This window comes from Cupriavidus sp. GW823-FHT07A04 (genome assembly GCF_058794615.1).
Window position 1 is genome coordinate 206,464 of sequence record NZ_JBXAHA010000011.1, and the last position, 25,560, is coordinate 232,023.

28 protein-coding genes, 1 tRNA gene and 1 riboswitch are annotated in these 25,560 nt (G+C 65.1%); of the genes, 14 read left to right on the forward strand and 15 right to left on the reverse strand.

Features of this window, described 5'->3' with window-relative positions:
* Positions 1-29: 29 nt before the first annotated feature.
* Complete coding sequence (locus AC1Q7Q_RS20470) at positions 30-893, reverse strand: alpha/beta fold hydrolase (protein ID WP_492387203.1); 864 nt, start codon at positions 891-893, stop codon at positions 30-32.
* Positions 890-1,996, reverse strand: coding sequence for a 2,5-dihydroxypyridine 5,6-dioxygenase NicX family protein (locus AC1Q7Q_RS20475; protein ID WP_492376349.1), 1,107 nt, complete (start codon positions 1,994-1,996; stop codon positions 890-892). The genes AC1Q7Q_RS20470 and AC1Q7Q_RS20475 overlap by 4 nt, the downstream gene beginning before the upstream one ends.
* Positions 1,997-2,167: 171 nt before the next feature.
* On the opposite strand from AC1Q7Q_RS20475, the gene AC1Q7Q_RS20480 reads away from it, so the two are divergent.
* Together AC1Q7Q_RS20480 and AC1Q7Q_RS20485 are read left to right on the forward strand one after the other, a co-directional pair.
* Positions 2,168-2,722: a flavin reductase family protein gene (locus AC1Q7Q_RS20480; protein WP_006162962.1), complete on the forward strand. Its 555-nt coding sequence runs from the start codon at positions 2,168-2,170 to the stop codon at positions 2,720-2,722.
* An 18-nt stretch (positions 2,723-2,740) separates the two neighbouring features.
* The gene (locus tag AC1Q7Q_RS20485) at positions 2,741-3,205 is read left to right on the forward strand and encodes a MarR family winged helix-turn-helix transcriptional regulator (protein WP_492376350.1); all 465 of its coding nucleotides are present in this window, start codon (positions 2,741-2,743) and stop codon (positions 3,203-3,205) included.
* 13 nt (positions 3,206-3,218) lie between these two features.
* On the opposite strand, the gene AC1Q7Q_RS20490 is transcribed toward AC1Q7Q_RS20485, so the two are convergent.
* On the reverse strand, positions 3,219-3,701 hold the full coding sequence (locus tag AC1Q7Q_RS20490; protein ID WP_043348484.1) for an Lrp/AsnC family transcriptional regulator: 483 nt from the start codon (positions 3,699-3,701) through the stop codon (positions 3,219-3,221).
* 162 nt (positions 3,702-3,863) lie between these two features.
* On the opposite strand from AC1Q7Q_RS20490, the gene kynB reads away from it, so the two are divergent.
* From kynB to kynA, 3 genes are read left to right on the forward strand one after another with little or no spacing between them, the layout of a single operon-like run.
* On the forward strand, positions 3,864-4,529 hold the full coding sequence (kynB, locus tag AC1Q7Q_RS20495) for an arylformamidase (RefSeq protein WP_492376351.1): 666 nt from the start codon (positions 3,864-3,866) through the stop codon (positions 4,527-4,529).
* A gap of 53 nt (positions 4,530-4,582) precedes the next feature.
* Positions 4,583-5,839, forward strand: a complete 1,257-nt coding sequence (kynU, locus tag AC1Q7Q_RS20500; protein ID WP_492376352.1) for a kynureninase — start codon at positions 4,583-4,585, stop codon at positions 5,837-5,839.
* A 13-nt stretch (positions 5,840-5,852) separates the two neighbouring features.
* Positions 5,853-6,728 (forward strand): tryptophan 2,3-dioxygenase, encoded by an 876-nt coding sequence (kynA, locus tag AC1Q7Q_RS20505; protein WP_150984125.1) that lies wholly within the window; start codon positions 5,853-5,855, stop codon positions 6,726-6,728.
* Between the two features lie 54 nt (positions 6,729-6,782).
* Here kynA and AC1Q7Q_RS20510 read toward each other — a convergent pair whose 3' ends face one another.
* Positions 6,783-7,598 (reverse strand): IclR family transcriptional regulator, encoded by an 816-nt coding sequence (locus tag AC1Q7Q_RS20510; RefSeq protein ID WP_043348497.1) that lies wholly within the window; start codon positions 7,596-7,598, stop codon positions 6,783-6,785.
* 215 nt (positions 7,599-7,813) lie between these two features.
* Between AC1Q7Q_RS20510 and AC1Q7Q_RS20515 the strand changes: the two genes are divergently transcribed.
* Positions 7,814-9,007, forward strand: coding sequence for an acyl-CoA dehydrogenase (locus AC1Q7Q_RS20515; protein ID WP_006162948.1), 1,194 nt, complete (start codon positions 7,814-7,816; stop codon positions 9,005-9,007).
* A gap of 159 nt (positions 9,008-9,166) precedes the next feature.
* On the opposite strand, the gene AC1Q7Q_RS20520 is transcribed toward AC1Q7Q_RS20515, so the two are convergent.
* Complete coding sequence (locus AC1Q7Q_RS20520; RefSeq protein WP_492376353.1) at positions 9,167-9,805, reverse strand: peroxiredoxin; 639 nt, start codon at positions 9,803-9,805, stop codon at positions 9,167-9,169.
* Between the two features lie 281 nt (positions 9,806-10,086).
* Between AC1Q7Q_RS20520 and AC1Q7Q_RS20525 the strand changes: the two genes are divergently transcribed.
* From AC1Q7Q_RS20525 to AC1Q7Q_RS20545, 5 genes are all read left to right on the forward strand, one after another.
* Positions 10,087-10,362 carry an ElaB/YgaM/YqjD family protein gene (locus tag AC1Q7Q_RS20525; protein ID WP_006162945.1) on the forward strand — a complete coding sequence of 92 codons (276 nt, stop codon included), beginning with the start codon at positions 10,087-10,089 and terminating at the stop codon, positions 10,360-10,362.
* A 170-nt stretch (positions 10,363-10,532) separates the two neighbouring features.
* Positions 10,533-10,913, forward strand: coding sequence for a phage holin family protein (locus AC1Q7Q_RS20530; RefSeq protein WP_492376354.1), 381 nt, complete (start codon positions 10,533-10,535; stop codon positions 10,911-10,913).
* The gene (locus AC1Q7Q_RS20535; protein WP_492387204.1) at positions 10,910-11,416 is read left to right on the forward strand and encodes a DUF3318 domain-containing protein; all 507 of its coding nucleotides are present in this window, start codon (positions 10,910-10,912) and stop codon (positions 11,414-11,416) included. The genes AC1Q7Q_RS20530 and AC1Q7Q_RS20535 overlap by 4 nt, the downstream gene beginning before the upstream one ends.
* Positions 11,417-11,579: 163 nt before the next feature.
* Positions 11,580-12,746 (forward strand): AI-2E family transporter, encoded by a 1,167-nt coding sequence (locus tag AC1Q7Q_RS20540; RefSeq protein WP_492376356.1) that lies wholly within the window; start codon positions 11,580-11,582, stop codon positions 12,744-12,746.
* A 45-nt stretch (positions 12,747-12,791) separates the two neighbouring features.
* Positions 12,792-14,687 carry a S9 family peptidase gene (locus AC1Q7Q_RS20545; protein WP_492376357.1) on the forward strand — a complete coding sequence of 632 codons (1,896 nt, stop codon included), beginning with the start codon at positions 12,792-12,794 and terminating at the stop codon, positions 14,685-14,687.
* Between the two features lie 88 nt (positions 14,688-14,775).
* Here AC1Q7Q_RS20545 and AC1Q7Q_RS20550 read toward each other — a convergent pair.
* The 10 genes from AC1Q7Q_RS20550 to ybgC all read right to left on the reverse strand — a co-directional run bounded on the left by AC1Q7Q_RS20550 (position 14,776) and on the right by ybgC (position 22,514).
* Positions 14,776-14,851 (reverse strand) — tRNA-Lys (locus tag AC1Q7Q_RS20550).
* 71 nt (positions 14,852-14,922) lie between these two features.
* On the reverse strand, positions 14,923-16,038 hold the full coding sequence (locus AC1Q7Q_RS20555; protein WP_492376358.1) for a YeeE/YedE family protein: 1,116 nt from the start codon (positions 16,036-16,038) through the stop codon (positions 14,923-14,925).
* 65 nt (positions 16,039-16,103) lie between these two features.
* Complete coding sequence (gene queC, locus AC1Q7Q_RS20560) at positions 16,104-16,787, reverse strand: 7-cyano-7-deazaguanine synthase QueC (protein WP_043348516.1); 684 nt, start codon at positions 16,785-16,787, stop codon at positions 16,104-16,106.
* Positions 16,788-16,938: 151 nt separating this feature from the next.
* On the reverse strand, positions 16,939-17,697 hold the full coding sequence (gene ybgF / locus AC1Q7Q_RS20565) for a tol-pal system protein YbgF (protein WP_253928682.1): 759 nt from the start codon (positions 17,695-17,697) through the stop codon (positions 16,939-16,941).
* Positions 17,698-17,715: 18 nt separating this feature from the next.
* Positions 17,716-18,231 (reverse strand): peptidoglycan-associated lipoprotein Pal, encoded by a 516-nt coding sequence (pal, locus tag AC1Q7Q_RS20570; RefSeq protein ID WP_173430687.1) that lies wholly within the window; start codon positions 18,229-18,231, stop codon positions 17,716-17,718.
* Between the two features lie 17 nt (positions 18,232-18,248).
* Positions 18,249-19,577: a Tol-Pal system beta propeller repeat protein TolB gene (tolB, locus tag AC1Q7Q_RS20575; protein WP_492376359.1), complete on the reverse strand. Its 1,329-nt coding sequence runs from the start codon at positions 19,575-19,577 to the stop codon at positions 18,249-18,251.
* A 229-nt stretch (positions 19,578-19,806) separates the two neighbouring features.
* Positions 19,807-20,934: a cell envelope integrity protein TolA gene (gene tolA, locus AC1Q7Q_RS20580; RefSeq protein WP_492387205.1), complete on the reverse strand. Its 1,128-nt coding sequence runs from the start codon at positions 20,932-20,934 to the stop codon at positions 19,807-19,809.
* Between the two features lie 15 nt (positions 20,935-20,949).
* Complete coding sequence (gene tolR, locus AC1Q7Q_RS20585; RefSeq protein WP_043348529.1) at positions 20,950-21,387, reverse strand: protein TolR; 438 nt, start codon at positions 21,385-21,387, stop codon at positions 20,950-20,952.
* Between the two features lie 42 nt (positions 21,388-21,429).
* The gene (gene tolQ / locus AC1Q7Q_RS20590) at positions 21,430-22,113 is read right to left on the reverse strand and encodes a protein TolQ (protein WP_043348531.1); all 684 of its coding nucleotides are present in this window, start codon (positions 22,111-22,113) and stop codon (positions 21,430-21,432) included.
* On the reverse strand, positions 22,110-22,514 hold the full coding sequence (gene ybgC / locus AC1Q7Q_RS20595; RefSeq protein WP_043352192.1) for a tol-pal system-associated acyl-CoA thioesterase: 405 nt from the start codon (positions 22,512-22,514) through the stop codon (positions 22,110-22,112). The genes tolQ and ybgC overlap by 4 nt, the downstream gene beginning before the upstream one ends.
* 161 nt (positions 22,515-22,675) lie before the next feature.
* Positions 22,676-22,778: riboswitch (ZMP/ZTP riboswitch) on the forward strand.
* Between the two features lie 122 nt (positions 22,779-22,900).
* On the opposite strand from ybgC, the gene glyA reads away from it, so the two are divergent.
* The 3 genes from glyA (at position 22,901) to pilV (ending at position 25,555) form a co-directional block, all read left to right on the forward strand.
* On the forward strand, positions 22,901-24,148 hold the full coding sequence (gene glyA, locus AC1Q7Q_RS20600) for a serine hydroxymethyltransferase (protein ID WP_150984111.1): 1,248 nt from the start codon (positions 22,901-22,903) through the stop codon (positions 24,146-24,148).
* 159 nt (positions 24,149-24,307) lie between these two features.
* Positions 24,308-24,775, forward strand: coding sequence for a transcriptional regulator NrdR (gene nrdR, locus AC1Q7Q_RS20605; protein ID WP_006162931.1), 468 nt, complete (start codon positions 24,308-24,310; stop codon positions 24,773-24,775).
* 141 nt (positions 24,776-24,916) lie between these two features.
* Complete coding sequence (gene pilV / locus AC1Q7Q_RS20610) at positions 24,917-25,555, forward strand: type IV pilus modification protein PilV (RefSeq protein ID WP_492373317.1); 639 nt, start codon at positions 24,917-24,919, stop codon at positions 25,553-25,555.
* Positions 25,556-25,560: the final 5 nt, after the last annotated feature.

The window sequence follows — 25,560 nt, forward strand, 5'->3', positions numbered from 1 at the left end:
CGTGGCGATGCCTCGATGTTCTTGTGGATTCAGTGCAGCGGGAAATGCCGCCCCAGGAAGCCGAGCACGGCGGCATTGAAATCCGCCGGGCGCTCCATGCAAGCCAGGTGGCCCACCGCGGGCAAGCACAGGTACTCGGCGCCAGCGATCTTCTGCGCCATGCGCTCCATCACGGCGGGCGCGGCATTGGCGTCGTGTTCGCCGGCCAGCACCAGCACCGGCACGGTGATGCGCGCCAGCACTTCGCGCCGGTCAAAGCGCACCAGCGCCTGCAAAGCGGCGCGATAGGTGTCGGGCGGCACGGCCGCCATCACGCTGGCGGCGAACGCCACCGCGCGAGGCTCGGCCTGCGGCGCGACCATGGCGCGCACCAGCCCGTTGGCCATCTCCGCCATGGTCTTGCCGGCATCGAGCGGCGCCGTGCGCGCGGCCACGAAGTCGCGTTGCCACTGGCCATCGGCCTTGCCGAATGCGGGCGACGTACCGGACAGCACCATTGCGTCGATCAGTCCTGGCATGGCTGCGTAAGCTTCCTGCGCGACCATGCCGCCCATGCTGTGGCCTAGCAGCACCACGCGCCGGCCCGCGTCGCGCTCGGCCTGCAGCACCGGCTGCAAGGCATGCGCCAGCCCGGCGAAATCACAGGGATCGATCATGGCGCTGTCGCCGTAGCCAGGCATGTCCCAGGCCACCGCCCGATAGCCCGCTTGCACCAGCGCAGCGATCTGCGCCGGCCACGCGGCCTTGCCGCCGCCGATGCCATGCAGCATCACGACGGCCACGGGGCCGGTGCCCTGCGCGATGATGGAGATGCCATTGGCATGGGGCTGGGGCTGGGGCTGGGGCTGGGGCTGGGGCTGGGGCTGGGGGCCAGGATTCACGTTCTCGTTCATGCGCTTGCCTTGTTGTTTGTTTGGGCCGCTTCGGGCGTGGCCGGGCCGGCGAGCCGGCCTTCGTCCACCTCGCCCACGCCGTCGAGCGTGATCGTGCAGTTGCGCAGCGGCAGGTCGAAGTGGCCCAGCGTGTGGCGGCCGGCGACCTCGTTGGCGCCGGTGGAGTAGAGAAAGTTGCCGGCGAAGGCGCGCAGCTCCGTGCCGTTGCAGTCGCGTTTGTCGTAGAACGTCATCGCATCCCAGCGGGCCTGCGGGTTCAAGCCCCAGCCCACGTGCGAAACCGCGTAGGCGTCGCGCGTGCCTTCGCGGTCGGCCCACGCCGCGTAGTAGCCGCGCATCATGTCGGCGTCCATGCCCTGCCCTTCGATGCCGACCATGTAGTCATCCTCGATATGGCAGACGATGGTGTCGCGCAGGTAGGTCTTGAAGGTCAGGTTGACGTCGCCCGGCGCGAGCACCAGCGTGCCGTTGACCTGCCCGCCGGCGGGGAAGGCCAGGCACAGGCCGCCGGGCCAGTGCGCGACCTGGCCGGGCTTGTTGCAGTAGCCCCAGACGCCGCCGACGCGCGCGCTTGCGAGCCCGACGCGCAGCTCGGTGCCGGCGGCCGAATGCACGCGCATCTCGCCTGCGCCGCGCAACCGTTTCATGGCCGCGCGCACGCTGCTCTCCAGCGCGGGATCGGGCAGGCAGCGCTCCAGGATCTCGGGATGTTCGTTGCTGACCATCAGCAGGCGCGGCACGACGCCGTCGGCGCCTTTGAGGATCAGCGGGAGTTCGGGCGCATGCAGCAGGCCCTCCACGGTGCAATCGATCACCAGGTGGCAGCGCTGCAAGGCGGCCACCACCGGGGCGAGTTGCTGCAAGGCATCGCTGGCGCCGGTGGAACGCACGGGCGCGGGGGCGGCAAGCGCCGGGGACGGCACCCGGATGCGCACGGGCGTGGCGCCCAGCGATTGCACCGCCAGTTCCGCCAACTCCACATTGACGCGTCGGGATTGGGACTCCGTTACAATCCCAACCACTTCCTGGGCGGACAGGGCGCACAGTTCAAGGGTGCGCCGAAAAGCCGCCAGCCAGCGGTGCTCGATTTGCTCGATGAGCATAGGTCTCCTCCTGGTGCGATCTGCTGCGATCCTGGCAGGGTCCCGGGGGAATGGCCTTGGTGCGCCAGCCCACCGATGCCTCCCGCCGGACGCATTAGCTTTGTGCTTGTGATTCTTGTCGCTGGCGCAAATAATATATGAAATTTCATGGATCCCAGTGGAGCCCGCGCTATGGGCATGCCTGAGGCCACGCCAAGCATCATCGGCAAGGCCGCTTCTCCCGATTTCGATACGCTGCACTTCCGGCGCACGCTGTCCCAGTTCGCCACCGGCGTGACGGTGATCACCACCCGCGCGGGCCCTGGTTCGCCGCCGGGCGCGCCGTTCGTGGGCATTACCGCCAGCTCGTTCAACTCGGTCTCGCTCGATCCGCCGCTGGTGCTGTGGAGCATGGCCACGCGCGCCAACAGCCTGCCGATGTTCCGCGACGGCTCGCACTACATCATCAATGTGCTGTCGGCCTCGCAACTGGACCTGTGCCAGCGCTTCGCCACGCTCAAGGGCGACCGCTTCGCGGGTGTCGACTACCGCCTGTCCGAGAACGGCCTGCCGATCCTGGCCAACGCGCTGGCCTGGTTCGAATGCCACAACCGCAGCCGCTACGACGAGGGCGACCACGTCATCTTCGTGGGCGAGGTGGAGCGCTGCGGCGTGCACGACAACGCGGGCAACCCGCTGGTGTTCCACGACGGCCGCTTTGCCACCACCGATCCGCTGACGGACTGAAGTCCGGGCGCAGCAGCCATGAAGGATTCGCCCAAGCCGGCCCCGGCGGCCCCAGACGCTTTTGTAGATGGCTACCTGCCCTATCTGCTGGCGCGGGCCAGCCACCTTGTGTCGGGCGAGTTCCACCGGCAGGTCGAGGCAGCCGGGTTCTCCGTGCCCGAATGGCGCGTGCTGGCCACGCTGACCGGCCGGCCGGACTGCACCATCGGCGCGCTGGCCGATATCACGCTCACCAAGCAGCCCACCCTGACCAAGCTGATCGACCGCATGGCCGCCGACGGCCTCGTCACGCGGCGCAACGGCGCCCTGGACCGCCGCCATGCGCTGGTATCGATCACCGCGCGCGGGCGCAGCCGCGCCCGCGCCTTGCTAGACCAAGCCGCCGCCCACGAGCAACAAGTGCTGGATGACTTTGGCGTCGCGCAGGGCAATCAGCTCAAGGACACCTTGCGCCGCCTGATCGCGCTGCACGCGCCGCGCTGAGTGGCGACAGCCCTCAGGGCCGCGGCTCGCCCTTGACGACCGCCAGCGGCGAGCCATCCGTCTTGATCCTTTGCAGCACGATGTTCGAGCGGATATCCATCACGCCCGGCGTGCGGTAGAGCCGGTTCACGATGAAATCCGAGTAGTGCTTGAGGTTGCGCGCCTGCACGGTCAGGATGTAATTGCTGTCGCCGGTGATGATGTAGGCCGACACCACTTCAGGCCAGGATTGCACCGCCGCGTTGAAGGTATCGTGCCAGCCCTCGGTTTCGGGGCGCATCGACACCTGCACGATCGCCTCCAGTTCCAGGCCGAGCCGCTCGGCGTCGAACCACGCCCGGTAGCCGCCGATCACACCGTCCTCCTCCAGCAAACGCACCCGCCGCAGGCAGGCCGAAGGCGACAGCGCCACGCGGTCGGCCAGGTCCTGGTTGCTGATGCGCCCGTTCTCCTGGAGGCAGGTCAGGATGCGCAAATCGATGGGATCCAGGTTCATTTCGCAGATTCTTCCATAAATCTCTTCACAAATGAAATTCTATGCGAAAACCATTGGAATCCACGGGCCATTTCGCAAGCCTCTTGTCCGTAATATTGACTATCATGCCGTCATCCGCTCCATGAAGAGCCTTGGAACGCCGCTCCCAGGCGTCAGCCCCCGATGACGAACCGCCCCACCCCCGATACCAACGATAGGCCGCGCCAGCTCTGGGATATCAGTCCCGCGCTCTCGCCCGACACGCCGGTGTGGCCGGGCGACACGCCGTTCCAGCTCGAGCGCAACTGGCAGATCGACGCCCACTGCCCCGTCAATGTCGGGCGCATTACCTTGTCGCCCCACACCGGCGCCCATGCCGATGCGCCGCTGCACTACGCCGCCGACGGCGCGCCCATCGGCGCGGTGGACCTGGCGCCCTACCTCGGCCCGTGCCGGGTGATCCATTGCATCGGTGCGGCCCCGCTGGTCGAGCCCCGCCACATCGAACACGCGCTGGCAGGCGTACCGCCGCGTGTGCTGCTGCGCACTTACCAGCAAGCACCGCTGGCGAAGTGGGACCCGGACTTCTGCGCGGTCGCGCCGGAAACCATCGCGTTGCTCGCAGAGCACGGCGTGACGCTGGTCGGCATCGACACGCCCTCGCTGGACCCACAGGAATCCAAGACCATGGCCGCGCATAACATGGTGCGCCGGCATCGCCTGGCCATCCTCGAAGGCCTGGTGCTCGACGCCGTGGCCGAGGCCGACTACGAACTGATTGCCCTGCCCCTGCGCTTTGCCGGACTCGATGCAAGCCCGGTGCGTGCCGTGCTGCGCAGCCTGGCCTGAACGATCGCACTGAACGACCCGACCCCAACCTCCCCCCAGGAAACCTCTCACACATGACCGCACTGACCCGCGAGCAATGCCTCGCCCTCGACCAAGAAGATCCGCTGCGCCACCTGCGCGACCAGTTCGCGCTCCCGCAAGGCGTGATCTACCTCGATGGCAACTCGCTGGGCGCGCGCCCGCGCAGCGCCGCGGCACGCGCCGCCGAAGTGGTGAGCGAGGAATGGGGCACGGGCCTGATCCGCAGCTGGAACACGGCCGGGTGGTTCGAACTGCCCCAGCGCCTGGGTAATATGCTGGCACCGCTGGTCGGCGCCGGCGAGGACGAAGTCGTGGTGACCGACACCACCTCCGCCAACCTGTTCAAGGTGCTGGCGGCCGCGCTGCGCGTGCAGCAGACCCGCGACCCGAAGCGCAAGGTGATCGTATCGGAAGCCAGCAACTTCCCCACCGACCTCTACATCGCACAGGGGCTGGCTGACCTGCTGCAGCAAGGCTATTCGCTGCGCCTGGTGCATGCGCCCGAGGAGATCGATGCGGCGGTGGACGCCGACACCGCCGTGCTGATGCTGACCCATGTCAACTACAAGACCGGCGAAATGCTCGACATGGCCAGCGTGACCGAGATGGCGCATGCCCGCGGCGCGCTCACGGTGTGGGACCTGGCCCACTCGGCCGGCGCCGTGCCCGTGGCGCTCAAGGCATCGGGTGCGGACTACGCGGTCGGCTGCACGTACAAGTACCTCAACGGCGGCCCCGGCTCGCCCGCCTTCCTGTGGGTCGCGCCGTCGCTGCGCGATGCCTTCTGGCAACCGCTGTCCGGCTGGTGGGGCCACGCCGCGCCGTTCGCGATGGAACCCGGCTACCGCCCGCGCGAAGGCGTAGCGCGTTTCCTGTGCGGCACCCAGCCCATTGCCTCGCTGGCCATGGTCGAATGCGGGCTCGATATCTACGCCCAGACCGACATGGCAGCGCTACGCGCCAAGTCGCTGATGCTGACCGACCTCTTTATCGCACTGGTGGAAACACGCTGCGCCGCGCACCCGCTCGAACTGGTGACCCCGCGCGCCCATGCGCGCCGCGGCAGCCATGTGAGCTTTGCCCATCCGGACGGCTTTGCTGTGGTGCAGGCCCTGATCGAGCGCGGCGTGATCGGCGACTACCGCGAGCCACGCATCGCGCGCTTTGGCTTCACGCCGCTGTACACCAGCTTCACCGAAGTCTGGGATGCGGTGGAAATCCTGCGCGACGTGCTCGACAGCGGCACCTACAAGGCCGAGCGTCACCAGACGCGCGGCCTGGTGACCTGAGCAGGAGCACGCCATGAGCAACCACAAGGGATGCCCGATGTCGGGCGCAGGCGCCACCGAGACCAGCGATGCCAGCTGGCACGACGCCCAGATGGATTTCGCCAAGGACATGAGCTACGGCGATTACCTGGCGCTGGACCAGATTCTCAACGCCCAGCATCCGCTCTCGCCCGAGCACAACGAGATGCTGTTCATCGTGCAGCACCAGACCAGCGAGCTGTGGATGAAGCTGGCACTGCACGAGCTGCGCGCCGCGCGCGAATGCGTGCGCCAGGACCAGTTGCCGCCAGCCTTCAAGATGCTCACGCGAGTCTCGCGCATCATGGAGCAACTGGTGCAGGCGTGGAGCGTGCTGGCGACGATGACGCCGCCGGAGTACTCGGCGATGCGCCCTTACCTCGGGATGTCGTCTGGTTTCCAATCGTTCCAGTACCGCGAGATCGAGTTCATCCTCGGCAACAAGAACGCGGCCATGCTGCGCCCGCATGCGCACCAGCCGCAACACCTGGCGCTGGTAGAAGAAGCCCTGCGCACGCCGTCGCTGTATGACGAAGCGATCCGCCTGATGGCGCGGCGCGGCTTTGCCATCGATGCGGCCTGCATCGAGCGGGACTGGACCAAGCCGGCCGGCGAGAACGCCTCGGTGGAAGCGGCATGGCTAGAGGTCTATCGCAAGCCCGAGGCGCACTGGGAACTGTATGAACTAGGCGAGAAGTTCGTCGACCTGGAAGATGCTTTCCGGCAGTGGCGCTTCCGCCATGTCACCACCGTGGAACGCGTGATCGGCTTCAAGCGCGGCACCGGCGGCACCGAAGGCGTCAGCTACCTGCGCAAGATGCTTGACGTGGTGCTGTTCCCGGAGTTGTGGAAGCTGCGAACGGATCTGTAAGCGGGCCGTACGTATTGGGAACGCGACACCGGCCAAGGCCGGCGTCGCCGCGCTTCAGAGCGCCGGGTCCGACAGCCGCGCCGCCAGCGCGCGCAAGGCCGGCGCCAGCTTGTCGTGAAACACCGCTTCCTCGACCGAGCCATAGGACGCACTGCAACTCAGCATGTGGAGCTCCTTCTCCCCCACCGGACGGAATGCCACCGCGCATGCGTGGATGGCTGGGTGCCAGTCACGGAACGACGCCGCATAGCCCAGGGTCGACGCCTGCTCCACCGTGGCACGCATCGCCGCCTCCTGGGTTTTCCACTGTTCGGGATAGGCCAGGGCAAACTCTGCCAGCACCCGTTCGCGCTTGGCTGCCGGCAAGGCCGCCAGGTAAGCGCGGCCCATGGAACTCGATACCAGCGAGAGCCGCGACCCCACGCCCAGCCCCAGCATCACGCCCGCATCGTTGCGAATCGATTCAAGATAGATCACCTCCATGCGCTCGCGCTTGCCCAGCGAGACCGACACCCCGTAAGCCTGCGCGAACGCCAGCATGTGCGGGCGCGCCAGCGTCACCACATTGGACGCGGACAGGTAGGAATAGCCTAGTGCCAGCACGCCGGCATCGAGTGCGTACTTGCCCAGGCTATCGTCGTAGCGCAGGTAGCCCAGTTGCACCAGTGTGCCGGCCAGCCGGCTCACGGTGGCTTTGGGAAAGCCCGTGCGGCGCACGAAATCCTGGTTGCCCAGCATCGACTCGCCAGTGCGAAAGCAACGCAGCAGCTCAAGGCCGCGCGCCAGCGCGGCAACAAAATTGGGATCGCTCTCGCGCGGTGTGGCGCTGGCGGCATCCGCCGCAGGCGTGGCTTGCGATTCAGTGGCCAAAAGTGATCTCCGCGGGTTGGATGGAGGCAGCGCGCCCTATTGCATGGATCGCGCATTGCGATATACTACATCATCGGAACAAAGTTCCGCAATGCGGAACCGCAAAAGCACCACGGCGGACCGCGGAATGCGCCGATACTTCCTGAATTCAGGGTTGGCTCGCGAGGCCGCCCATCCCGATCTGCACTAGACCTGCACTACCGAAGGAGACCTACATGGCTGCCAACGCCGAATTCCACTGGGCTGACCCGCTGTTGCTGGACGACCAACTGAGCGCCGACGAGCGCATGGTGCGCGACGCCGCCCTGGCCTATTGCCAGGACAAGCTCGCCCCGCGCGTACTGCAATCGTTCCGCAATGAGAAGACCGACATCGAGATCTTCCGCGAGATGGGCGAGCTGGGCCTGCTCGGCCCCACCATTCCCGAGGAATACGGCGGCCCCGGCCTGAACTACGTGGCCTACGGCCTGATCGCGCGCGAAGTGGAGCGGGTGGATTCAGGCTATCGCTCGATGATGAGCGTGCAGTCGTCGCTGGTGATGGTGCCCATCCACGAATTCGGCAGCGAAGCGCAGAAGCAGAAATACCTGCCTAAGCTGGCAACCGGCGAGTGGATCGGCTGCTTCGGCCTGACCGAGCCGAACCACGGCTCCGACCCGGGCTCCATGATCACACGCGCCAAGAAGGTGGCAGGCGGCTATGAGCTGTCCGGCGCCAAGATGTGGATCACCAACTCGCCCATCGCCGACGTATTCGTGGTGTGGGGCAAGCTGGTCGGCGACGACGGCAAGGAAGCGATCCGCGGCTTTATCCTCGAAAAGGGCTGGAAGGGCCTGTCGGCACCTGCCATCCACGGCAAGGTTGGCCTGCGCACCTCGATCACCGGCGAAATCGTCATGGACCAGGTGTTCGTGCCGGAAGAGAACCTGATGCCGGGCGTGTCCGGCCTGAAGGGTCCCTTCACCTGCCTGAACTCGGCCCGCTACGGCATCGCCTGGGGCGCCCTGGGCGCCGCCGAGTTCTGCTGGCACACCGCGCGCCAGTACACGCTGGACCGCAAGCAGTTCGGCCGCCCGCTGGCCGCCAACCAGCTGGTGCAGAAGAAACTGGCCGACATGCAGACCGAGATCACGCTGGGCCTGCAAGGCTGCCTGCGCCTGGGCCGCATGAAGGACGAAGGCACCGCCGCGGTGGAAATCACCTCGATCATGAAGCGCAATTCCTGCGGCAAGTCGCTGGACATCGCCCGCGTGGCGCGCGACATGCTCGGCGGCAACGGCATCTCGGACGAGTTCGGCGTGATCCGTCACGTAGTCAACCTCGAAGTGGTCAACACTTACGAAGGCACCCATGACATCCACGCGCTGATCCTGGGTCGCGCCCAGACCGGCATCCAGGCGTTCTTCTAAAGCACGCCGCCCGGGCCCGCCCGCTCTCTCGCAAGACATAAAAAGGCCCGGCTGCGAAGCCGGGCCAAGCACACTACCAAGGAGAGACGACGGGCGAGCCCATCGTTGTACAACACCGGTCCGCCGGCCCGGCGCTACGCGCCCCGGCCGGCTGCTTGCTTACTTGTTGGGTTGCGGCGTCAGCCGCAGGTAAGGCCGCACGGCCTTGTATCCCTTCGGAAATTTCTGCTTTATCACGTCCTCGTCCTTCAGCGAGGGCACAATCACCACATCCTCGCCGTCCTGCCAGTTGCCCGGCGTGGCAACGCTATGGTTGTCGGTGAGCTGCAGCGAATCGATCACCCGCAGGATCTCATTGAAGTTGCGCCCGGTGCTGGCCGGGTAGGTGATGGTCAGCCGCACCTTCTTTTCCGCGTCGATCACAAACAGCGAGCGCACCGTCAAGGTCGCGTTCGCATTGGGGTGAATCATGTCGTACAGCTCGGAAACCTTGCGGTCGCCATCGGCGATGATGGGGAAATTGACCGTGGTACCCTGGGTCTCGTTGATATCCTTGATCCACTCGCGATGGGACTCGACAGGATCGACCGACAGTGCGATGACTTTGACATTGCGCTTGGCAAAATCACCCTTCAGCTTCGCCGTCAGGCCGAGTTCGGTCGTGCAGACCGGTGTGAAATCGGCCGGGTGCGAGAAAAGCACGCCCCAGCTGTCGCCCAGCCATTCATGAAAGCGAATCGGGCCTTCACTGGAATCCTGTTCGAAATCCGGCGCGATGTCACCGAGACGTAGAGCCATGCGGGTCTCCTCAAGAGGCAAAATAGGGTGGAACCACTCTAGTGCGATTGCGATCCAACCCAAACGAATATAAAGTCACTACAAAATCACCTTTTTGTATTAAGACCTTTGTTAAGACCTTTGTCCTGCGTCACAGTCCTACACGCTGTGTCGGACTCGTGGTGTTGAAACCACGGCGGTTCCCCGCATATGCTAGTAAAGAGGGCGAGAAGCTGCCCGACAACGTGCGGGGAAGGCAAAATGTCACAATCCGAAACCACCGCCCGCAACAGGAGAAACTGATGAGCGATGTCAAGACCGTTTTGTCCGATGCCGAAGAACTGCTTAAGCAAGCGGCCTCGACCACAGGCGAAAAAGCTGCCGAACTGCGTGAGCGCGGCATGGGCCTGCTGAAACAAGCCAAAGAAAAGGCCCAAGACCTCCAGGACGCCGTGGTCACCAAGAGCAAGGCGGCTGCACGCGCCACCGACGACTACGTCCATGACCATCCGTGGCGCGCTGTCGGCGTTGCCGCCGGCGTCGGCCTGCTGATCGGCCTATTGCTGAACCGCAAGTAATTCGCCAGGCCGCAGGCCTCGCGCATGAACCCGAACGCCTTGCACCTGGGCCGCAGCATGTCGCGGCGCAGTGCCGGGCAACGCCCCGCCAGCAGTCCCGCACCGCTGGCGGGGCTCCCCGTCTGCAGCAGGTGCAGCGCTTCGCTGCTGCACGCCTTCGCCGGAATTGAATGAGCGACCCCACCTCTTCCCCCAAGTTTATGGATGCCCTGCGCAGCCTGGCAGGATCACTGGTGGCAATGGTGCAGACTCGCCTTGAACTTGCCAGTGTCGAACTCGCGGAAGAACGCTCCCGGCTGATGAAGATGGCCTTGCTGGCCTGTTTCGGCCTGGTGTTCTTTGGCCTGGCAATGGTGACGCTGACCGTATTGATCGCCATCGTGTTCTGGGACACCTACCGCTGGCAGGCCCTGGGCGTGCTGGCTGCGTTATACCTGGCCGCCTGCGCAATCTGCCTCGCGGTTGCCCGCCATCTGGTGCGCAATGCCCCGCCCCTGTTCGAAGCGACGCTGGCCGAGATCGATAAAGACCGGGAGATCCTGCGCCGATGAGCACACCACACACCCCAGGCGAGCCGGCCGACAACGCGGCCGGCACCGCACCCACCTCCAAAGCGCCTCGCTCGCACCAACGCCCCGTACGTTTCGCGCGGGAGGTGCGCCTGCCCCTTGCCATTCGCAAGGAGCTGCTGATCACGCGCGCCGCGCTTGAGCGCTACGACTGCGCCCAGGCGCTCCATCACGTCCGTGGCAGCGCGACCCGTCTCGGCCGTTTCAGCACCTGGCTGCCGCGCATGACCCGGCCCGCCTCCTGGCTCAAGCTGCTTGGACTCGCCAAGGACTACCCGTTGCTCAGCTCAGCCGTGTCCCTGGCGCTGCCGCTGCTGCGCAAGACCCCGGTGCTGCGCTGGGGCTGGAAGCTGTCCAAGCTCGGCGCGCTGGCCGCGGCCGGCTACTGGGCCTACGAGACTTTTCAGAAAAGCTCCGTCCAGGATGCCCGCAAGACCCCGTCCGACACCGTCGACACAGGGTTCCGCGACCCGCTGGTGCGTTAGCACCGCGATGCGCCATGCAAGGCCGCCACCTGCGTCGGCCTTGCCTACCGAGGGCCTGTCATAAGGCAATGAAGGCAATCAGCGCCACGCGCCGCGGCGAGCCGCCGTACGCCACCATAGCGGCGCGCGCTCCAACGCTTTTTCGACGCAAGGTGACAGCACAATGACCCAACGAGCGGAAATGCAGCAAAAGGCGTTCTACCTGCTGCTGGCAGTCGTGTCGATAGCCTTCTGCTTCGTCCTGCGACCTTTCTTCGGCGCCGTGTTCTGGGGCGCCATTCTGGCCATCATCTTCACGCCACCCAACAACTGGCTGACCCGGCGCATGGGCGGCCGACGCAACCTGGCATCGCTGACCACGCTGACGCTATGCCTGCTGATCGTCGTGCTGCCGCTGATCTTTGTCACCGGCGCCCTGATCCAGGAAGGCAGCACCGTCTACCAGCAGATCAAGTCCGGCCAGCTCAATTTCGGCGCCTACTTCCAGCAAGCCTTGCACGCCCTGCCGCCGTCGGTGACAAGGGTGCTGGACCGCTTCGGCTTGACCGATATCGGCGACCTGCAGCAAAAGCTCACCGCGGGGGCCGCCCAGGCCAGCCAGATCATCGCCGCGCAGGCGCTCAGCATCGGGCAGAACACATTCCAGTTCGTGGTCAGCTTTGGCGTGATGCTGTACCTGCTGTTCTTCCTGCTGCGCGATGGCCCGCAGCTTTCCAAGATCATCATGCGGGCGATCCCGCTGAGCGAGCCGCACAAGCAGCACCTGCTGCGCAAGTTCACCACCGTGGCCCGCGCCACCGTCAAGGGCAACATCGCCGTGGCCGCGGTGCAAGGCGCGCTGGGCGGCCTGGCCTTCTGGTTCCTCGGCATCCAGGGCTCGCTGCTGTGGGGTGTGCTGATGGGCTTCCTGTCGCTGCTGCCTGCGGTGGGCGCCGCACTGATCTGGGGACCGGTGGGGATCTACTTCCTGCTGACCGGCGACGTGGGCAAGGGCTCCATCCTGATCGGCTTCTGCGCGGTGGTGATCGGCGCGGTGGACAACGTGCTGCGCCCTATCCTGGTTGGCAAGGACACTCGCATGCCCGACTGGGTAGTGCTGATCTCCACGCTGGGCGGCATGGCGCTGTTCGGGCTGAGCGGCTTCGTCATCGGCCCGCTGATCGCCGCGCTGTTTATCGCCAGTTGGGACCTGTCCACGTCCACGCGGGAAGAAATCGAGCGCCGGGACGCCGCGCACGACAAGGACCCGACGCCGCCCGCACCGTCCACAGGCGCAACCGGGCAAGCCAGCGCCCAGGCACCGGGCCCCGAGGCGGCGCGCACGGACTGAGCCCTGGCGCCGCTTGCCGGCCCCAGACACACCAAGGAGTGAGCATTGCGTCAAGACAACCCATCAACCGGTGCACAGGCGCCGGCAAAGGTGAAGCACTACGGCGTGCGTGAACTGTTCCGCAAACCGGACCGTTCCCAGTTCTCGATCTCGCCGGATGGCCGCCACCTGTCCTTCCTCGCCCGGCACCAGGGCCGCCAGAACGTCTTCGTGCAGGCCATCGACACCAAAGGCAACATGTTGGGCGAAGCCCGGCCACTGACCCACGAGAGCGAGCGCGACCTGCCCTTCCACACGTGGAAAGGCAACGCGCACATCCTGTACGCGAAGGACTTTGGCGGCGACGAGAACTTCCACGTGCTGTCGGTGCCGATCGACGGCGGCGAACCTGTCGACCTGACCCCGTACCCGGGCGTGCGCGCGGAGATCATCGACGATCTCGAGGACGATGACCGCCATATCCTGCTGTCGCACAACAAGCGCGACCCGGAAGTATTCGACGTGCTGCGCGTCGATGTCGTCACTGGCGAGTCCGTGCAGATCGCGGAAAACCCGGGCAACGTGATGAGCTGGGGCACCGACCACGCAGGCCGCCTGCGGGTAGCGACCGCCAGCGACGGCGTGAACACCACCCTGCTCTACCGCGATGCCGAGGACGAGCCTTTCCGCCCGATCCTGACCACCGACTTCCGCGAGACGGTCTCGCCGCTGTTCTTCACCTTCGACGACAAGCAGCTGTATGTGCAGTCGAATCGCGGCCGCGACAAGACGGCGATATTCGAATTCGATCCGCAGACCGCCAAGGAAGGCCGCCTGGTCTTCGAGCACGATGAGGTAGATGTCGGCGGCCTGTCCTACTCGCGGCATCGCCGCGTGCTGACCGCCGCCTGGTACACCGACTGGAAGACACACCGCCATTTCTTCGACGCCCACGCCGAGCAGATCCATGCCGACCTGGAGCGGCAACTGCCGGGCTACGAGCACCACGTCACCAGCATCACGCGCATTGAGACCCGCATGATCGTCTCCGCCTCGAGCGACAAGACCACCGGCACGCGCTTCCTGTACGACAGCGGCACGCAAAAGCTGGTCACGCTAGGCAAGGTGCAGCCCTGGCTGGATGAAGCCGACATGGCCGGCATGCAGCCAATCCGCTTCACCTCGCGCGACGGCCTGCAGATCCACGGCTACCTGACGTTGCCGGTGGCCAGCGCGGGCGAGCCTGCGCCGCGGGGCCTGCCACTGGTGGTCAACCCGCACGGCGGCCCGTGGACGCGCGACGTATGGGGCTTCAACCCCGAGGTGCAGCTGCTGGCCAATCGCGGCTATGCCGTGCTGCAGATCAACTTCCGCGGCTCCACCGGCTACGGTCGCGCATTCTGGGAGGCGAGCTTCAAGCAGTGGGGCAAGACGATGCAGCACGATATCGACGATGGCGTCGACTGGCTCGTCGCACAAGGCATCGTGGACCCTAAGCGCATCGCGATCTACGGCGCCAGCTATGGCGGCTATGCAACGCTGGCGGGCGTCGCCTTCACGCCGGAGCGCTACGCCGCGGCCATCGACTATGTCGGCGTATCGAACCTGTTCACGCTGCTGGAGACCATTCCCGCGTACTGGAAACCGATGCTAGACATGCTGTACGAGATGGTCGGCAACCCCAACGTGGAAGCCGAGCGCCAAGCCCTGCACGATACCTCGCCGGTGTTCTTCGCGGACAAGATCCGCACGCCGCTGCTGGTGGCGCAAGGCGCCAACGATCCGCGCGTCAGGCGAGCGGAGAGCGACCAGATCGTCCAAGCGCTGCGCTCGCGCGGCGTGGATGTGGAATACCTGCTAAAGGAAAACGAGGGCCACGGCTTCCACAACGAGGAAAACACCTTCGACTTCTACGAAGCCATGGAAGCGTTTCTCGCCAGGCACCTGGCCAGGGAAGGCTGATTTGCGACCGCTCCGCGCCCGCGCATCGGGCGCGGGCAAATGAAACAAAAAAGGCGTAACGGTTGCCCGCTACGCCTTTTCGCAATGCTGGTGGGTCGTGCGTGACTCGAACACGCGACCAACGGATTAAAAGTCCGCTGCTCTACCGACTGAGCTAACGACCCGGAAAAACTGAAGCCGCGATTATAGGAATATCTTGGCCCTAAAGTCAACCTTTGAACACGAACTACTCGTGCTAGATCATGCGCTCAAGGCGCCATATCTGGTAGCGGAAGCCGAGCACCGAGCCAAGCAGGATGCCGGCCAGCGCGATAAACGAGCCAATCGCCAGCGTGGATACGCCTGACAGCCCCTGGCCGATGGTGCAGCCCAGCGCGGTCACGCCACCCGCGCCCATCAGGACGCCACCCACCAGATGGTTGCCGACGTCCTCGGCGTTGCCAAAGCCTTCCCAGCGAAAGGTGCGGGTCACCAGTGCGTACGCAGCGGCGCCGGCCACCACGCCGAACACGCTGACGATGCCGATGGTCAGCACCTTGCTCTTGTCGCTGAACATCATCAGCCAGTCGAGCGTGTAGGCGTAGGGAGCGACAAAGCTCAGGCTCTCCATGCGGCCGCTGTTGCTGGCAACGAACAGTTCCTCGAGCGTATTGGGATCCTCAGCGACATAGCCGAGGTGCCCGGACACGTACCACATGGCCACGATGATCAGGCCCACGGCCAGGCCACCAAGCAGGTTATCGAAGGTGCGGAAGCCGCGTCCCGCCAGCGCCCAGATCACCAGCGCCCCGCCCACCACCAGCGCGATGCCGACTTGCAGGGTGGCGCGCGCCATGCCGCTGGCGTGCGCCAGCACGGAGGGCAGGTCCTGCGTGGTGGGCAGAGTGAGCGCCACGGCATCGACGGTGTTCACGCGAATCACGCCAAACAAGCCGCGCAGCGTCATATAGGCCGACAGCCCCAGGAAGACGAACACCACCACCGACTTCAGGTTCCCCGCGCCGATACGCACCAGCGTCTTGCTGCCGCAGCCCGAGGCCAGCACCATGCCGAAGCCGAACATCAGCCCGCCCACCAGGGCGGAGAGCCAGCTGAGCTTGCTGGCGGCATAGATGGTCTTGGTGGGATCGATGTAGCCGCCCGCAGCCAGTGCGGCGGTGCCGATCATGGCCACGCCGATGGCCAGCCCCCACATGCGCATGCGGGTCCAGTCACCCATATTGACGATGTCGGAGACCGCACCCATGGTGCAGAAGTGCGTGCGCTGGAGCACCGCCCCAAACAGGAAGGTCAGGATGAAGGTGCTCGCCAGTATGGTACGGCTGAGCGCGGCAATATCGATTTCGGGCATGGGTGTCCGGCGGGGGAAGCGGAACGGGTGGGTGCGCGCAAGCGCGCTGGTGGCAACGACAACCGTCAGGCTGCGCCCTGGTAGCGGGTGGGATCAGGCACCCCAGCGGCCTCGAAGCCCGCGCGGCGGATGCGGCAAGAGTCGCACACGCCACAGGCCCGGCCGTCGTCGTCGGCCTTATAGCACGACACCGTCATGCCGTAGTCCACCCCGAGCTTGACGCCGGCGCGGATGATCTCGCCCTTGGTCATGTCGATGATGGGCGCATGCACGCGGATGCGCTCGCCTTCGACGCCGGCCTTGGTGGCCAGGTTGGCAAGCGCCTCGTAGGCAGACACGTACTCGGGCCGGCAATCCGGATAGCCAGAGTAGTCGACCGCGTTGGCACCGAAGAACAGGTCACGGCCGCCAACGGCCTCGGCCCAGCCCAGGGCCAGCGACAGCATGATGGTATTGCGGGCCGGCACGTAGGTCACCGGAATGCCGCCGACGGCGCCATCCGTAGGCACCTCAAGGCTATCGTCGGTCAACGCGGAGCCGCCGAAGCGTCGCAGGTCCAGGTCGATGATCTCATGGCGCACCGCGCCCAGGGCTGCGGCCACGCGCTTTGCAGCCTCCAGTTCCGAGGAGTGGCGCTGACCGTAGCGCATCGACAATGCATAAGTCTCGAAGCCCTGCGCATTGGCCATGGCAAGGACGGTGGCGGAGTCCAGGCCGCCGGAAAGCAGGACGATAGCGCGTTTTTTCATGATGGCACGGCGCGGCGCCTGGAGGCGCCACGCAAAATTCGAGGCGAATCGGGTATTTTAGCGCGCCCAAGACTAAAGGCCCGCGGATGCGGGCCTTTAGTGTACTGACTGCTACCTGGGCCGCTTAACAGCGCCCCGCCCTCTCAGGCGCTTACTTCAGCGTCTTGAGGCGATTGCTCGCCGCCTGCGCGCCCTCGGTGCCGGGGTATTTGGCTACCACCTGCTCCAGGGTCTTGCGGGCTGCGGGCTTCTGGCCCGATTCGATCTGGTTGTTGGCGATGGCGATCAGCGCATCCGGCACCTTGGGGTGATCCGGATAGGCCTGCACCATGTTCTGCAGCACCGAGGTCGAGCCGCGGTAGTCGCGCTGCGCGTACAGCGAGTTGCCGAGCCAGAACTGCGCCAGCGGCACGTACGGGCTCTGCGGGTACTTCTTGATGAAGCCCGCGAACACGTTGCCGGCGCCCTTGAAGTCCCCGGTCTGGAACTGCTTGAGCGCGGCATCGTATTCGGTCTTCTCGCCAGGTTGCGACAGCCCTTCGCGGCCATCCACGGTGACCTGTTGCGGCTCGAATTTCTTCAGGCGCGCATCCAGGTCCGCGTAGTAGTCCTTCTGCTGCTTTTGCAGCGTCGTCACCTCGTTCTGCAGCATCTCGTTCTGGCCGCGCAGTCGCGCCACTTCCTGGCGCAGACCTTCGAGCTGGTTCTGCATGTCGAGCTGGGCGCGGCTGTTCTGGTCGATGCGCTGCGATGCCGTCGCCTGGAAACCGTTGAACTGGTCCCGCATGTTGACGATGGCTTTGCGCGCCTCGTCATCGTCGAACACGCCGGCCCGCGCCTGTGCAAACGGCAACAGGCTGGCGCAGGACATCGCAGTAAGCAATACCAACTTGGAGACGCGTGCTTTCATGAGATGGCTGTCCGCAGATTAGTACGTGATGTCCGCGCGGCGGTTTTCTGCCCAGGCGGCTTCGTCGTGGCCGGTTGCCTTGGGCTTTTCCTTGCCCAGGCTGACGGCTTCCATCTGGGTTTCCGGCACGCCCAGCGAGGACAGCGAGCGGCGCACGGCTTCGGCGCGCTTCTGGCCCAGGGCCAGGTTGTATTCGCTGGTGCCGCGATCGTCGGTGTTGCCCTGAATCAGGATGCGGCGGCCCTTGTTGGCGGCCAGGTACTTGGCGTGCTCCGACAGCATGCCCTGGTAGTCGGACTTGACGCTGTAGCTGTCGAAGTCGAAGTACACGCTGCGCTTGGCCAGCGGGCTGTTCGGATCGTTCAGCGGATCACGCGACACGTCCACCGGCGCCACGGCGCGGGCGTCGGTCGAAGGCGTACCCTTGTTGCCGGCACCGGCGTTGGCGGTGTCGTCCAGCTTGACACCGGAGCTGCAAGCGCCGAGGGCCAGCAGAGCGGCGACGGCAAGGGTTTTGGTCATCATATTGGTCATGGCTAGGAACTCCTCGTTTATTGCATGAATGGTCCCCAGGACGGCTCGCGAACCTCGCCGGACTGGAGCGACAAAACCTGCCGGGTACGCCCGTCAGTGGACACTGCCGCCAGCACCGAGCGACCTCCCACCCGGGTGGCATAAAGAATGTACTTGCCGTTGGCGGCGAAGCTCGGAGCCTCGTCGTTGGCGGTGTCGGTCAGCGAGGTCACATCGCCGTTGCCGAGATCCATCAGCTGCAGCTTGAAGCCGCCGCTGCGGGTGATGTAGGCCAGCTGCTTGCCATCCGGGGAAATGCGCGGGCTCACGTTGTAGCTGCCCTTGAAGGTCACGCGCTGGGCTGCGCCGCCTTCTTCGCCGCCGGCCGGCATGCGGTAGATCTGCGGCGCACCGCCGCGATCGCTGGTGAAGTAGATGCTGCGGCCATCCGGCGCGTATTGCGGCTCGGTATCGATGGCGCTGCTGCGGGTGAGGCGCTTGAGCCCGGAGCCATCGGCGCCAACCTGGTAGATCTGGGTATTGCCATCGCGCGACAGCGCCACCGCCAGGCGTTGGCCGTCAGGCGACCACGAAGGCGCGCTGTTGTTGCCCTTTTGGTTCGACACCAGCGTGCGCTTGCCGGTCGCCAGGTCGTGCACGTAGACCACGGGCTTCTTGGCTTCAAAGGACACGTAAGCGACCTTGCTGCCATCCGGCGACCACGAAGGCGAGATGATCGGCTCGTTGCTGGTCAGCGCCACCTGAGAGTTCTGGCCGTCGGAGTCCGAGATCAGCAGCTGGAAACGCCCACCCACCCGCGAGACATAGGACAGCCGCGTGGCAAACACGCCGCGCTCGCCCAGCAGCTTCTCGTAGATGTAGTCGGCGATCTTGTGGCCGGTCACGCGCAGCTGGTTTGCGCTGACAGTGAAGGCCAGGCCACCCAGGCTGGTGCCCTTGACGGTGTCGTAGAGGCGAAAGCGCACGTCGTACTGGCCGTTGCCGGTGGGTGTGACGCTGCCGGCCACGAAGGCATCGGCGCCGCGCGCCTTCCAGCTGCCAAGATCGGCATTGGCAGACTCCGCCACCGTGGCGCCGCCCGGGTCGACATTGCGGAAGCGGCCGCTGCGCTGCAGGTCGCTGCGGATGATAGCGGTGAGATTTTGCGGGGCCTGAGCTTCGCCCTGGAAGTTGGCCGTGGCGATGGGGAGCTGGCTGGCGCCGACGCCGGTGATTTCAACGTTCAATTGCGCCTGTGCGCTGCCGGCCGAACAAGCCAGCACCACGGCCAGCCCGGCAAACAGGGCGTGCGCGCGGGTGCCGTGCCGCTGCGCGGCCAGCCAAAGGGGGGCCCAAAGCTTTCGCATGCTGCTCCTCAATCGAGATCAATATTCATCGAGCGCGGCCGGCAAACGGGAGCCGTGGAACGGGCAAGCATGCTGAAGGCTTGTCGCATGCCCGTATCGCGTGCCCCGGGCACATTTGCCGGCTGCGTCAGGCAACCTGTCATCGTAGCGTTGGGACTGCGGTGCATCGACGTAGGTTGCAATATGTTGCAATTCGAATGTTCCCATGTCGTCACCATCGCCGTCCCTCTTAATCCTTAGGCTTGAAGGTGATCGTGAAGCTGGCTGGCGCCTTGCCGTTTTCGTCGCGGGGCAGCGGATCAGAGCGCTCCACGGCGCGCAGCACGGCGTTGTCCCAGCCCGAATTGCCGCTGGACTTGGATAGCCGCGCGGACATCAAGGAGCCGTCCGGCGCCAATTGAACCGACACCACCGCGGCCGGATTGCCAGGCACGTCTTCGGTAAATACGATATTCGGCTTGACGCGGCGACGCACGCGATCCGGGTAGCCAGGCGAGGCCTTGCCGCCCGAACCGGCACCGCTGCCGGCGCTGCTGCCGACACCGCCGGCGCCGCCGACTGCCGCCCCGCCGCCGGCCATGGCCTGCAGCCGCGCCAGTTCACTGTGGCGCTGGGCATTGGCAGCGGCGTCGCGCTTGGCCTTGGCATCCGCATCGGCCTTGGCCTTCGCGTTGGCGGCGGCCTTGGCCTCGGCGTTAGCCTTGGCTTTGGCGTCGGCGGCTGCCTTTGCCTTGGCGTCAGCCTCGGCACGGCTCTTAGCCTCGGCGCGGGCCTTGGCGTCAGCTTCCTTACGCTCGCGCTCAACCTGCTCCTTGCGCTGCTCCTGCAGCGCGGCCTGCCTGCGTGCGTCTTCCTTGCGCTGGGCCTCTTTCTTCAGCTCGTCCTTCTTCTGTTCTTCGCGGCGTTGCTCTTCGCGGCGCAGGTCTTCCTTGTGCTGTGCATCCTTGCGGGCCGCCTCCTTGCGGGCCGCTTCCTGCCGCTCGGCTTCCTGGCGCGCGCGCAGGTCGGCCTGCTGGCGCGCCTCTTCGCGGGCGGCGGCCTCGGCCTGGCGGCGCTTTTGCTGCTGGAGGGCGATCTCGGCGTCTTCTTCGGCACGAGACCTCACCGCTGGCGCAGGAGGCGCGGGACGGGCTTGCACGACGGGCAGCGGTGCGGGAGGCGGCGGGGGCGGCGGTGCGGTAGTGGCCGGGATCTCATCCCAGAGCTCGGCTTCGGCGCCCACCGGGGTGCTGCTCTGCCAGTGCACGCCGAAATACAGCACGATGCCCAGCAACAGGTGCATGAAAACCGCGAGCAGGAAGGAACGCAGGGTTCCCCGCTCCGGGGCCGGCTGATAAGGATAGGCGGCGGTTTTCATCGCGTGGGGCGGTGCTTACTTGGGCTTGACCATCAGGCCGACGCGCTTCACGCCGTCGGCCTTGAGCACTGACATGACGTCCAGCACGGCCTCGTACTTGACCGAGCGGTCGGCGGCGATCACCACCGGCTGATCGGGATTCTCGTTCTGGCGCTGATGCACGAAGTCGATCAGGCCCTGCTTGTCGAGCTTGCGCTCAAAGCTGTTGCCGGCGTTATCCTTGCCGCGCGCGGTCAGTGCGCCGTCCTCATGCACGGTCACGACAATGGGGGGGGCCTTTTGCTGCTGGGTGGCGTTGGCCACGCTGGGCAGGTCAACCACGGCGGGATTCACGATCGGTGCCGCCACCATGAAAATGACGAGCAGCACCAGCATCACGTCAATGTAAGGCACGACGTTGATGTCGGCACTGGCCCGGCGGCGCGAGCCGCCACGGCGCTGTATCGCTGCCATTGCTGGTTCTCCTTGACCGAAGACGTTGGTGGCTTCGGCGCTTTAGCGGGTCTGCCGTTGCAGGATGTTCAGGAACTCTTCCATGAAGCTCTCGAAGCGGATGGCCAGGCGATCCACTTCGGTGGCGTAGCGGTTGTAGGCAATGACCGCCGGAATCGCCGCGAACAGGCCGATAGCGGTGGCGACCAGCGCCTCCGCAATGCCGGGCGCCACGGCCGCAAGCGTTGCCTGCTGCACATTTGACAAGCCACGGAAGGCGTTCATGATCCCCCATACGGTGCCGAACAAGCCGATGTACGGGCTGACCGAACCTACCGACGCCAGAAACGGAAGATGCGACTCCATCACATCCATCTCGCGCTGATAGGCCGCGCGCATCGCACGCCGTGCGGCATCGAGCAGCGCGCCGGCGTCATTGTTGCGCTCGCGCGCCTTCAGGTACTCGCCCATGCCGGACTCAAAGATCCGTTCCAGCGCGCCTGTGTTGTGACGATTGTTGGCCGCGCTCTGGTACAGGGCCTGCAGGTCGCCGCCGGCCCAGAAGTCGCGCTCGAACCCCTCGGTCTGGGTCCGCGCGGCGCGCAGGGAGAAATGCTTGCGGAAAATATATGTCCACGAGAACAGGGACATCACCAGCAGCAGGGCCATGACGGCCTGTGCCAGCACACTGGCGTGCAGCACCAGCGAAATGATCGACAGGTCTTGCGTGACGGTCACGGGATTCATCGAGCGGTCTTGATGGTTGCAAGGACGGGAGCGGGAATGGGAGTCGGGCGAAATGTGCTACGATCAACACACCCAACCCGGATGGCGCCAGTAGCCAGCAATTGCTCACCACGCCAGGCTTCTTGGGCGAATTGGACCGACGCCGGGCCAACCCGTTCAATCTGTGTCCGGATCTCAAGCAAGTCGTCCAGACGGGCGGGGGCATTGTAGTCCACCGCCGTGCTTCTGACGATGAAGACGACGCCCGACTCATCGGCCAGCGCTTGCTGTTCGATGCCAAGCGAGCGCAGCCACTCGGTACGGGCGCGCTCGAAGAACTTGAGGTAATTGGCGTAGAACACTACGCCGCCCGCGTCGGTGTCTTCCCAGTACACCCGCAAGGCCCACACATTGTTGCTCATGGCCGCGATTGTAACGGCAGCCAGCCCGACCCGGTGTAAACCCTTGTCCGACATTACAACAATTACATTACCTGACGGACAAGGCATTGACTTTCGGTCTTTGGCCCCGCAGCACCGTCTTGCAGCGGGCCAGCGCCTCGCGTTAAACTGCCGCCAACCATTCCATCTTGCGCGACTGGCGAAGTCAGTGGGCACTACCACGAGGAAGCGCAAAGTTCTCTGGCGCGATGTTTCAAGCGCCTGCCGCTCGCCTGGGCAGCGAATGGGAAGCAGGGTGCGCCCTGCGCCGGATAGCTAACGCGTCCAGCGCCGGTCGCCTGTGCCTTCCCCGCGCGCCCTACCCCGAAGCCATTCGGAATTCCCCTTTTTTCAGACGAGTTTTCGCCATGTTCGAACGCAGCCGCTATACGATCGACCAGATCGACCCCGAGCTTTTTGCCGCCATCCAGAAGGAAGACCAGCGCCAGGAAGAGCACATCGAGCTGATCGCCTCGGAAAACTACACCTCGCCGGCCGTGATGGCCGCGCAAGGCTCGCAACTGACCAACAAGTACGCCGAAGGCTATCCCGGCAAGCGCTACTACGGTGGCTGCGAGTACGTCGACGTCGTGGAGCAGCTGGCCATCGACCGCGTCAAGCAACTGTTCGGCGCCGAAGCCGCCAACGTGCAGCCCAATTCCGGCTCGCAGGCCAACCAGGGCGTGTTCTTCGCCGCCCTGAAGCCGGGTGACACCATCATGGGCATGAGCCTGGCCGAAGGCGGCCACCTGACCCACGGCATGGCGCTCAACATGAGCGGCAAATGGTTCAACGTGGTCAGCTACGGCCTGGACGCCAACGAAGACATCGACTACGACGCACTGGAAAAGCTGGCGCAGGAAAAGAAGCCCAAGCTGATCATCGCCGGCGCCTCGGCCTTCGCCCTGCGCATCGACTTCGAACGCATCTCCAAGGTAGCCAAGTCCATCGGCGCCCTGTTCATGGTCGACATGGCCCACTACGCCGGCCTGATCGCCGCCGGCGAGTACCCCAACCCGGTGCCGCACGCCGACTTCGTCACCACCACCACCCACAAGAGCCTGCGCGGCCCGCGCGGTGGCGTGATCCTGATGAAGGCCGAGCATGAGAAGGCCATCAACTCGGCCATCTTCCCCGGCATCCAGGGCGGCCCCCTGATGCACGTGATCGCCGGCAAGGCAGTCGCGTTCAAGGAAGCCCTGTCGCCCGAGTTCAAGACCTACCAGCAGCAAGTGGTCAAGAACGCCCGCGTGTTGGCCGAAACCCTGATCGAGCGCGGCCTGCGCATCGTCTCCGGCCGCACCGAAAGCCACGTCATGCTGGTCGACCTGCGCGCGATGCAGATCACCGGCAAGGAAGCTGAAAAGGTCCTGGGCGAAGCACACATCACCGTCAACAAGAACGCCATCCCCAACGACCCGGAAAAGCCGTTCGTCACCTCGGGCATCCGCCTGGGCTCGCCGGCCATGACCACCCGCGGCTTCAAGGAAGAAGAAGCCCGCCTGGTGGCCAACCTCGTCGCCGACGTGCTGGAAAACCCGCACGACCTGGCCAACATCGCTCGCGTACGCGAGCAAGTGGCAGCCCTGACCAAGCGTTTCCCGGTCTACGGCTAAAGCCCAGCGCCACCCGCCCCCCCGCGGGTGGCCGGCAGCCCCGCCGCGGCGCACGCCGCGCCTGCGGCGGGCCTTGCCAACCCGGCCCGGCGCGACACAGAATGACAAAACGCTGCCTGCGCGGCACGCGCCCCGGCTCATACTTCGAGGTGGTCAGGCATGAAATGCCCTTTTTGCGCTCACTCCAACACCCAGGTCCTGGACACGCGCATGTCGGAAGAAGGCGATACGGTGCGCCGCCGCCGCCGCTGTGAATCCTGCGACCGCCGCTTCACCACCTATGAGCGGATCGAGCTGTTCTTCCCCGCCATCGTCAAGAAAAACGGCTCTCGCGCGGACTATACCCGCGACAAGCTGAAAGACTCGATGCGCCTCGCCCTGCGCAAGCGCCCGGTCTCGGCCGAAGCCATCGACGCCTCCATCACCCGCATCGAAGAAAAACTGCTCGCCCTCGGCGAGAAGGAAATCCCCAGCAGCCAGGTCGGGGAACTGGTCATGCGCGAGCTGCGCCGGTTGGACAAAATTGCTTATATCCGGTTTGCTTCGGTGTATCGGAGTTTTGAGGATGTGTCGGAATTCCGCGACATGCTGGATGAGTTTTCGGCGTCTACCCCACGGAAGCAGTAGAAAAAGTAACGTGGACGTTGTTTAATTCCTCCCAAACTGGGTCCTAGGTGGCAATTCCTATATCTATATTTCCACCTGGGTTGCAGTTACAAAAAATAGAACAAAGCCAAAAGAACGTAGTCTTTTCGGACGAGGGTCAAGATGGGTCAGTCAAGCTGTCGGGGGACGGCCGGCTTCACCATGCTCGAAGCATTGGTGGCAATCGTCGTGCTCGCCATCGGCGTGCTCGGCGTGGCAAATCTTCTTATCAAATCATTCCGATTCTCCCAACAAGCGTCCTATGACACGCTGGCGCTGCAGCTCGCCAGCGATATGGCAGACCGCATGCGGGCTAACAGCGCGCAAATGCTCGCCAGTAACAGCAGCTACTTCTTCGACACGAGCACCGGCGCCCCGGCGGTGCCGACGGGCGCCAATTTCTTTACCACTCCATGCACGTCCGGCAGCCCGGTTTGCGCAGCCAACATGGTCACGTTCGATTTGGCCGAATGGACGCGACGCGTCCAGACGGCCCTGCCGGGTGGGCGTGCAGTAATCTGCCGGGACTCCAGCAACTATTCCACCTCCGCAGGCTACACCTGGGCGTGCAACGCCACGGCCGGCGGCACGGGCCAAGCCAGCGATAGCCCGATCGTCATCAAGATGGGCTGGGTATCTCGATTCGCCGACAAGCCGGGGGTAGATGTCGCGACCGGTACAACCATGCCAGACACGCAAGCCGCCGACGGCTCGGCAACGCCACAAATCGTTATTGTGGCCAACCCGGGAGTCAGCAATTGAGAACG

What these genes read in the sequence shown, in the direction of transcription:
- AC1Q7Q_RS20470 (WP_492387203.1), bottom strand. Translation starts at nt 893, where the DNA reads ATGAACGAGAACGTGAATCCTGGCCCCCAGCCCCAGCCCCAGCCCCAG.
- AC1Q7Q_RS20475 (WP_492376349.1), bottom strand. Translation starts at nt 1,996, where the DNA reads ATGCTCATCGAGCAAATCGAGCACCGCTGGCTGGCGGCTTTTCGGCGC.
- AC1Q7Q_RS20480 (WP_006162962.1), top strand. Translation starts at nt 2,168, where the DNA reads ATGGGCATGCCTGAGGCCACGCCAAGCATCATCGGCAAGGCCGCTTCT.
- AC1Q7Q_RS20485 (WP_492376350.1), top strand. Translation starts at nt 2,741, where the DNA reads ATGAAGGATTCGCCCAAGCCGGCCCCGGCGGCCCCAGACGCTTTTGTA.
- AC1Q7Q_RS20490 (WP_043348484.1), bottom strand. Translation starts at nt 3,701, where the DNA reads ATGAACCTGGATCCCATCGATTTGCGCATCCTGACCTGCCTCCAGGAG.
- kynB (WP_492376351.1), top strand. Translation starts at nt 3,864, where the DNA reads ATGACGAACCGCCCCACCCCCGATACCAACGATAGGCCGCGCCAGCTC.
- kynU (WP_492376352.1), top strand. Translation starts at nt 4,583, where the DNA reads ATGACCGCACTGACCCGCGAGCAATGCCTCGCCCTCGACCAAGAAGAT.
- kynA (WP_150984125.1), top strand. Translation starts at nt 5,853, where the DNA reads ATGAGCAACCACAAGGGATGCCCGATGTCGGGCGCAGGCGCCACCGAG.
- AC1Q7Q_RS20515 (WP_006162948.1), top strand. Translation starts at nt 7,814, where the DNA reads ATGGCTGCCAACGCCGAATTCCACTGGGCTGACCCGCTGTTGCTGGAC.
- AC1Q7Q_RS20520 (WP_492376353.1), bottom strand. Translation starts at nt 9,805, where the DNA reads ATGGCTCTACGTCTCGGTGACATCGCGCCGGATTTCGAACAGGATTCC.
- AC1Q7Q_RS20525 (WP_006162945.1), top strand. Translation starts at nt 10,087, where the DNA reads ATGAGCGATGTCAAGACCGTTTTGTCCGATGCCGAAGAACTGCTTAAG.
- AC1Q7Q_RS20530 (WP_492376354.1), top strand. Translation starts at nt 10,533, where the DNA reads ATGAGCGACCCCACCTCTTCCCCCAAGTTTATGGATGCCCTGCGCAGC.
- AC1Q7Q_RS20535 (WP_492387204.1), top strand. Translation starts at nt 10,910, where the DNA reads ATGAGCACACCACACACCCCAGGCGAGCCGGCCGACAACGCGGCCGGC.
- AC1Q7Q_RS20540 (WP_492376356.1), top strand. Translation starts at nt 11,580, where the DNA reads ATGACCCAACGAGCGGAAATGCAGCAAAAGGCGTTCTACCTGCTGCTG.
- AC1Q7Q_RS20555 (WP_492376358.1), bottom strand. Translation starts at nt 16,038, where the DNA reads ATGCCCGAAATCGATATTGCCGCGCTCAGCCGTACCATACTGGCGAGC.
- queC (WP_043348516.1), bottom strand. Translation starts at nt 16,787, where the DNA reads ATGAAAAAACGCGCTATCGTCCTGCTTTCCGGCGGCCTGGACTCCGCC.
- ybgF (WP_253928682.1), bottom strand. Translation starts at nt 17,697, where the DNA reads ATGAAAGCACGCGTCTCCAAGTTGGTATTGCTTACTGCGATGTCCTGC.
- pal (WP_173430687.1), bottom strand. Translation starts at nt 18,231, where the DNA reads ATGACCAATATGATGACCAAAACCCTTGCCGTCGCCGCTCTGCTGGCC.
- tolB (WP_492376359.1), bottom strand. Translation starts at nt 19,577, where the DNA reads ATGCGAAAGCTTTGGGCCCCCCTTTGGCTGGCCGCGCAGCGGCACGGC.
- tolA (WP_492387205.1), bottom strand. Translation starts at nt 20,934, where the DNA reads ATGAAAACCGCCGCCTATCCTTATCAGCCGGCCCCGGAGCGGGGAACC.
- tolR (WP_043348529.1), bottom strand. Translation starts at nt 21,387, where the DNA reads ATGGCAGCGATACAGCGCCGTGGCGGCTCGCGCCGCCGGGCCAGTGCC.
- tolQ (WP_043348531.1), bottom strand. Translation starts at nt 22,113, where the DNA reads ATGAATCCCGTGACCGTCACGCAAGACCTGTCGATCATTTCGCTGGTG.
- ybgC (WP_043352192.1), bottom strand. Translation starts at nt 22,514, where the DNA reads ATGAGCAACAATGTGTGGGCCTTGCGGGTGTACTGGGAAGACACCGAC.
- glyA (WP_150984111.1), top strand. Translation starts at nt 22,901, where the DNA reads ATGTTCGAACGCAGCCGCTATACGATCGACCAGATCGACCCCGAGCTT.
- nrdR (WP_006162931.1), top strand. Translation starts at nt 24,308, where the DNA reads ATGAAATGCCCTTTTTGCGCTCACTCCAACACCCAGGTCCTGGACACG.
- pilV (WP_492373317.1), top strand. Translation starts at nt 24,917, where the DNA reads ATGGGTCAGTCAAGCTGTCGGGGGACGGCCGGCTTCACCATGCTCGAA.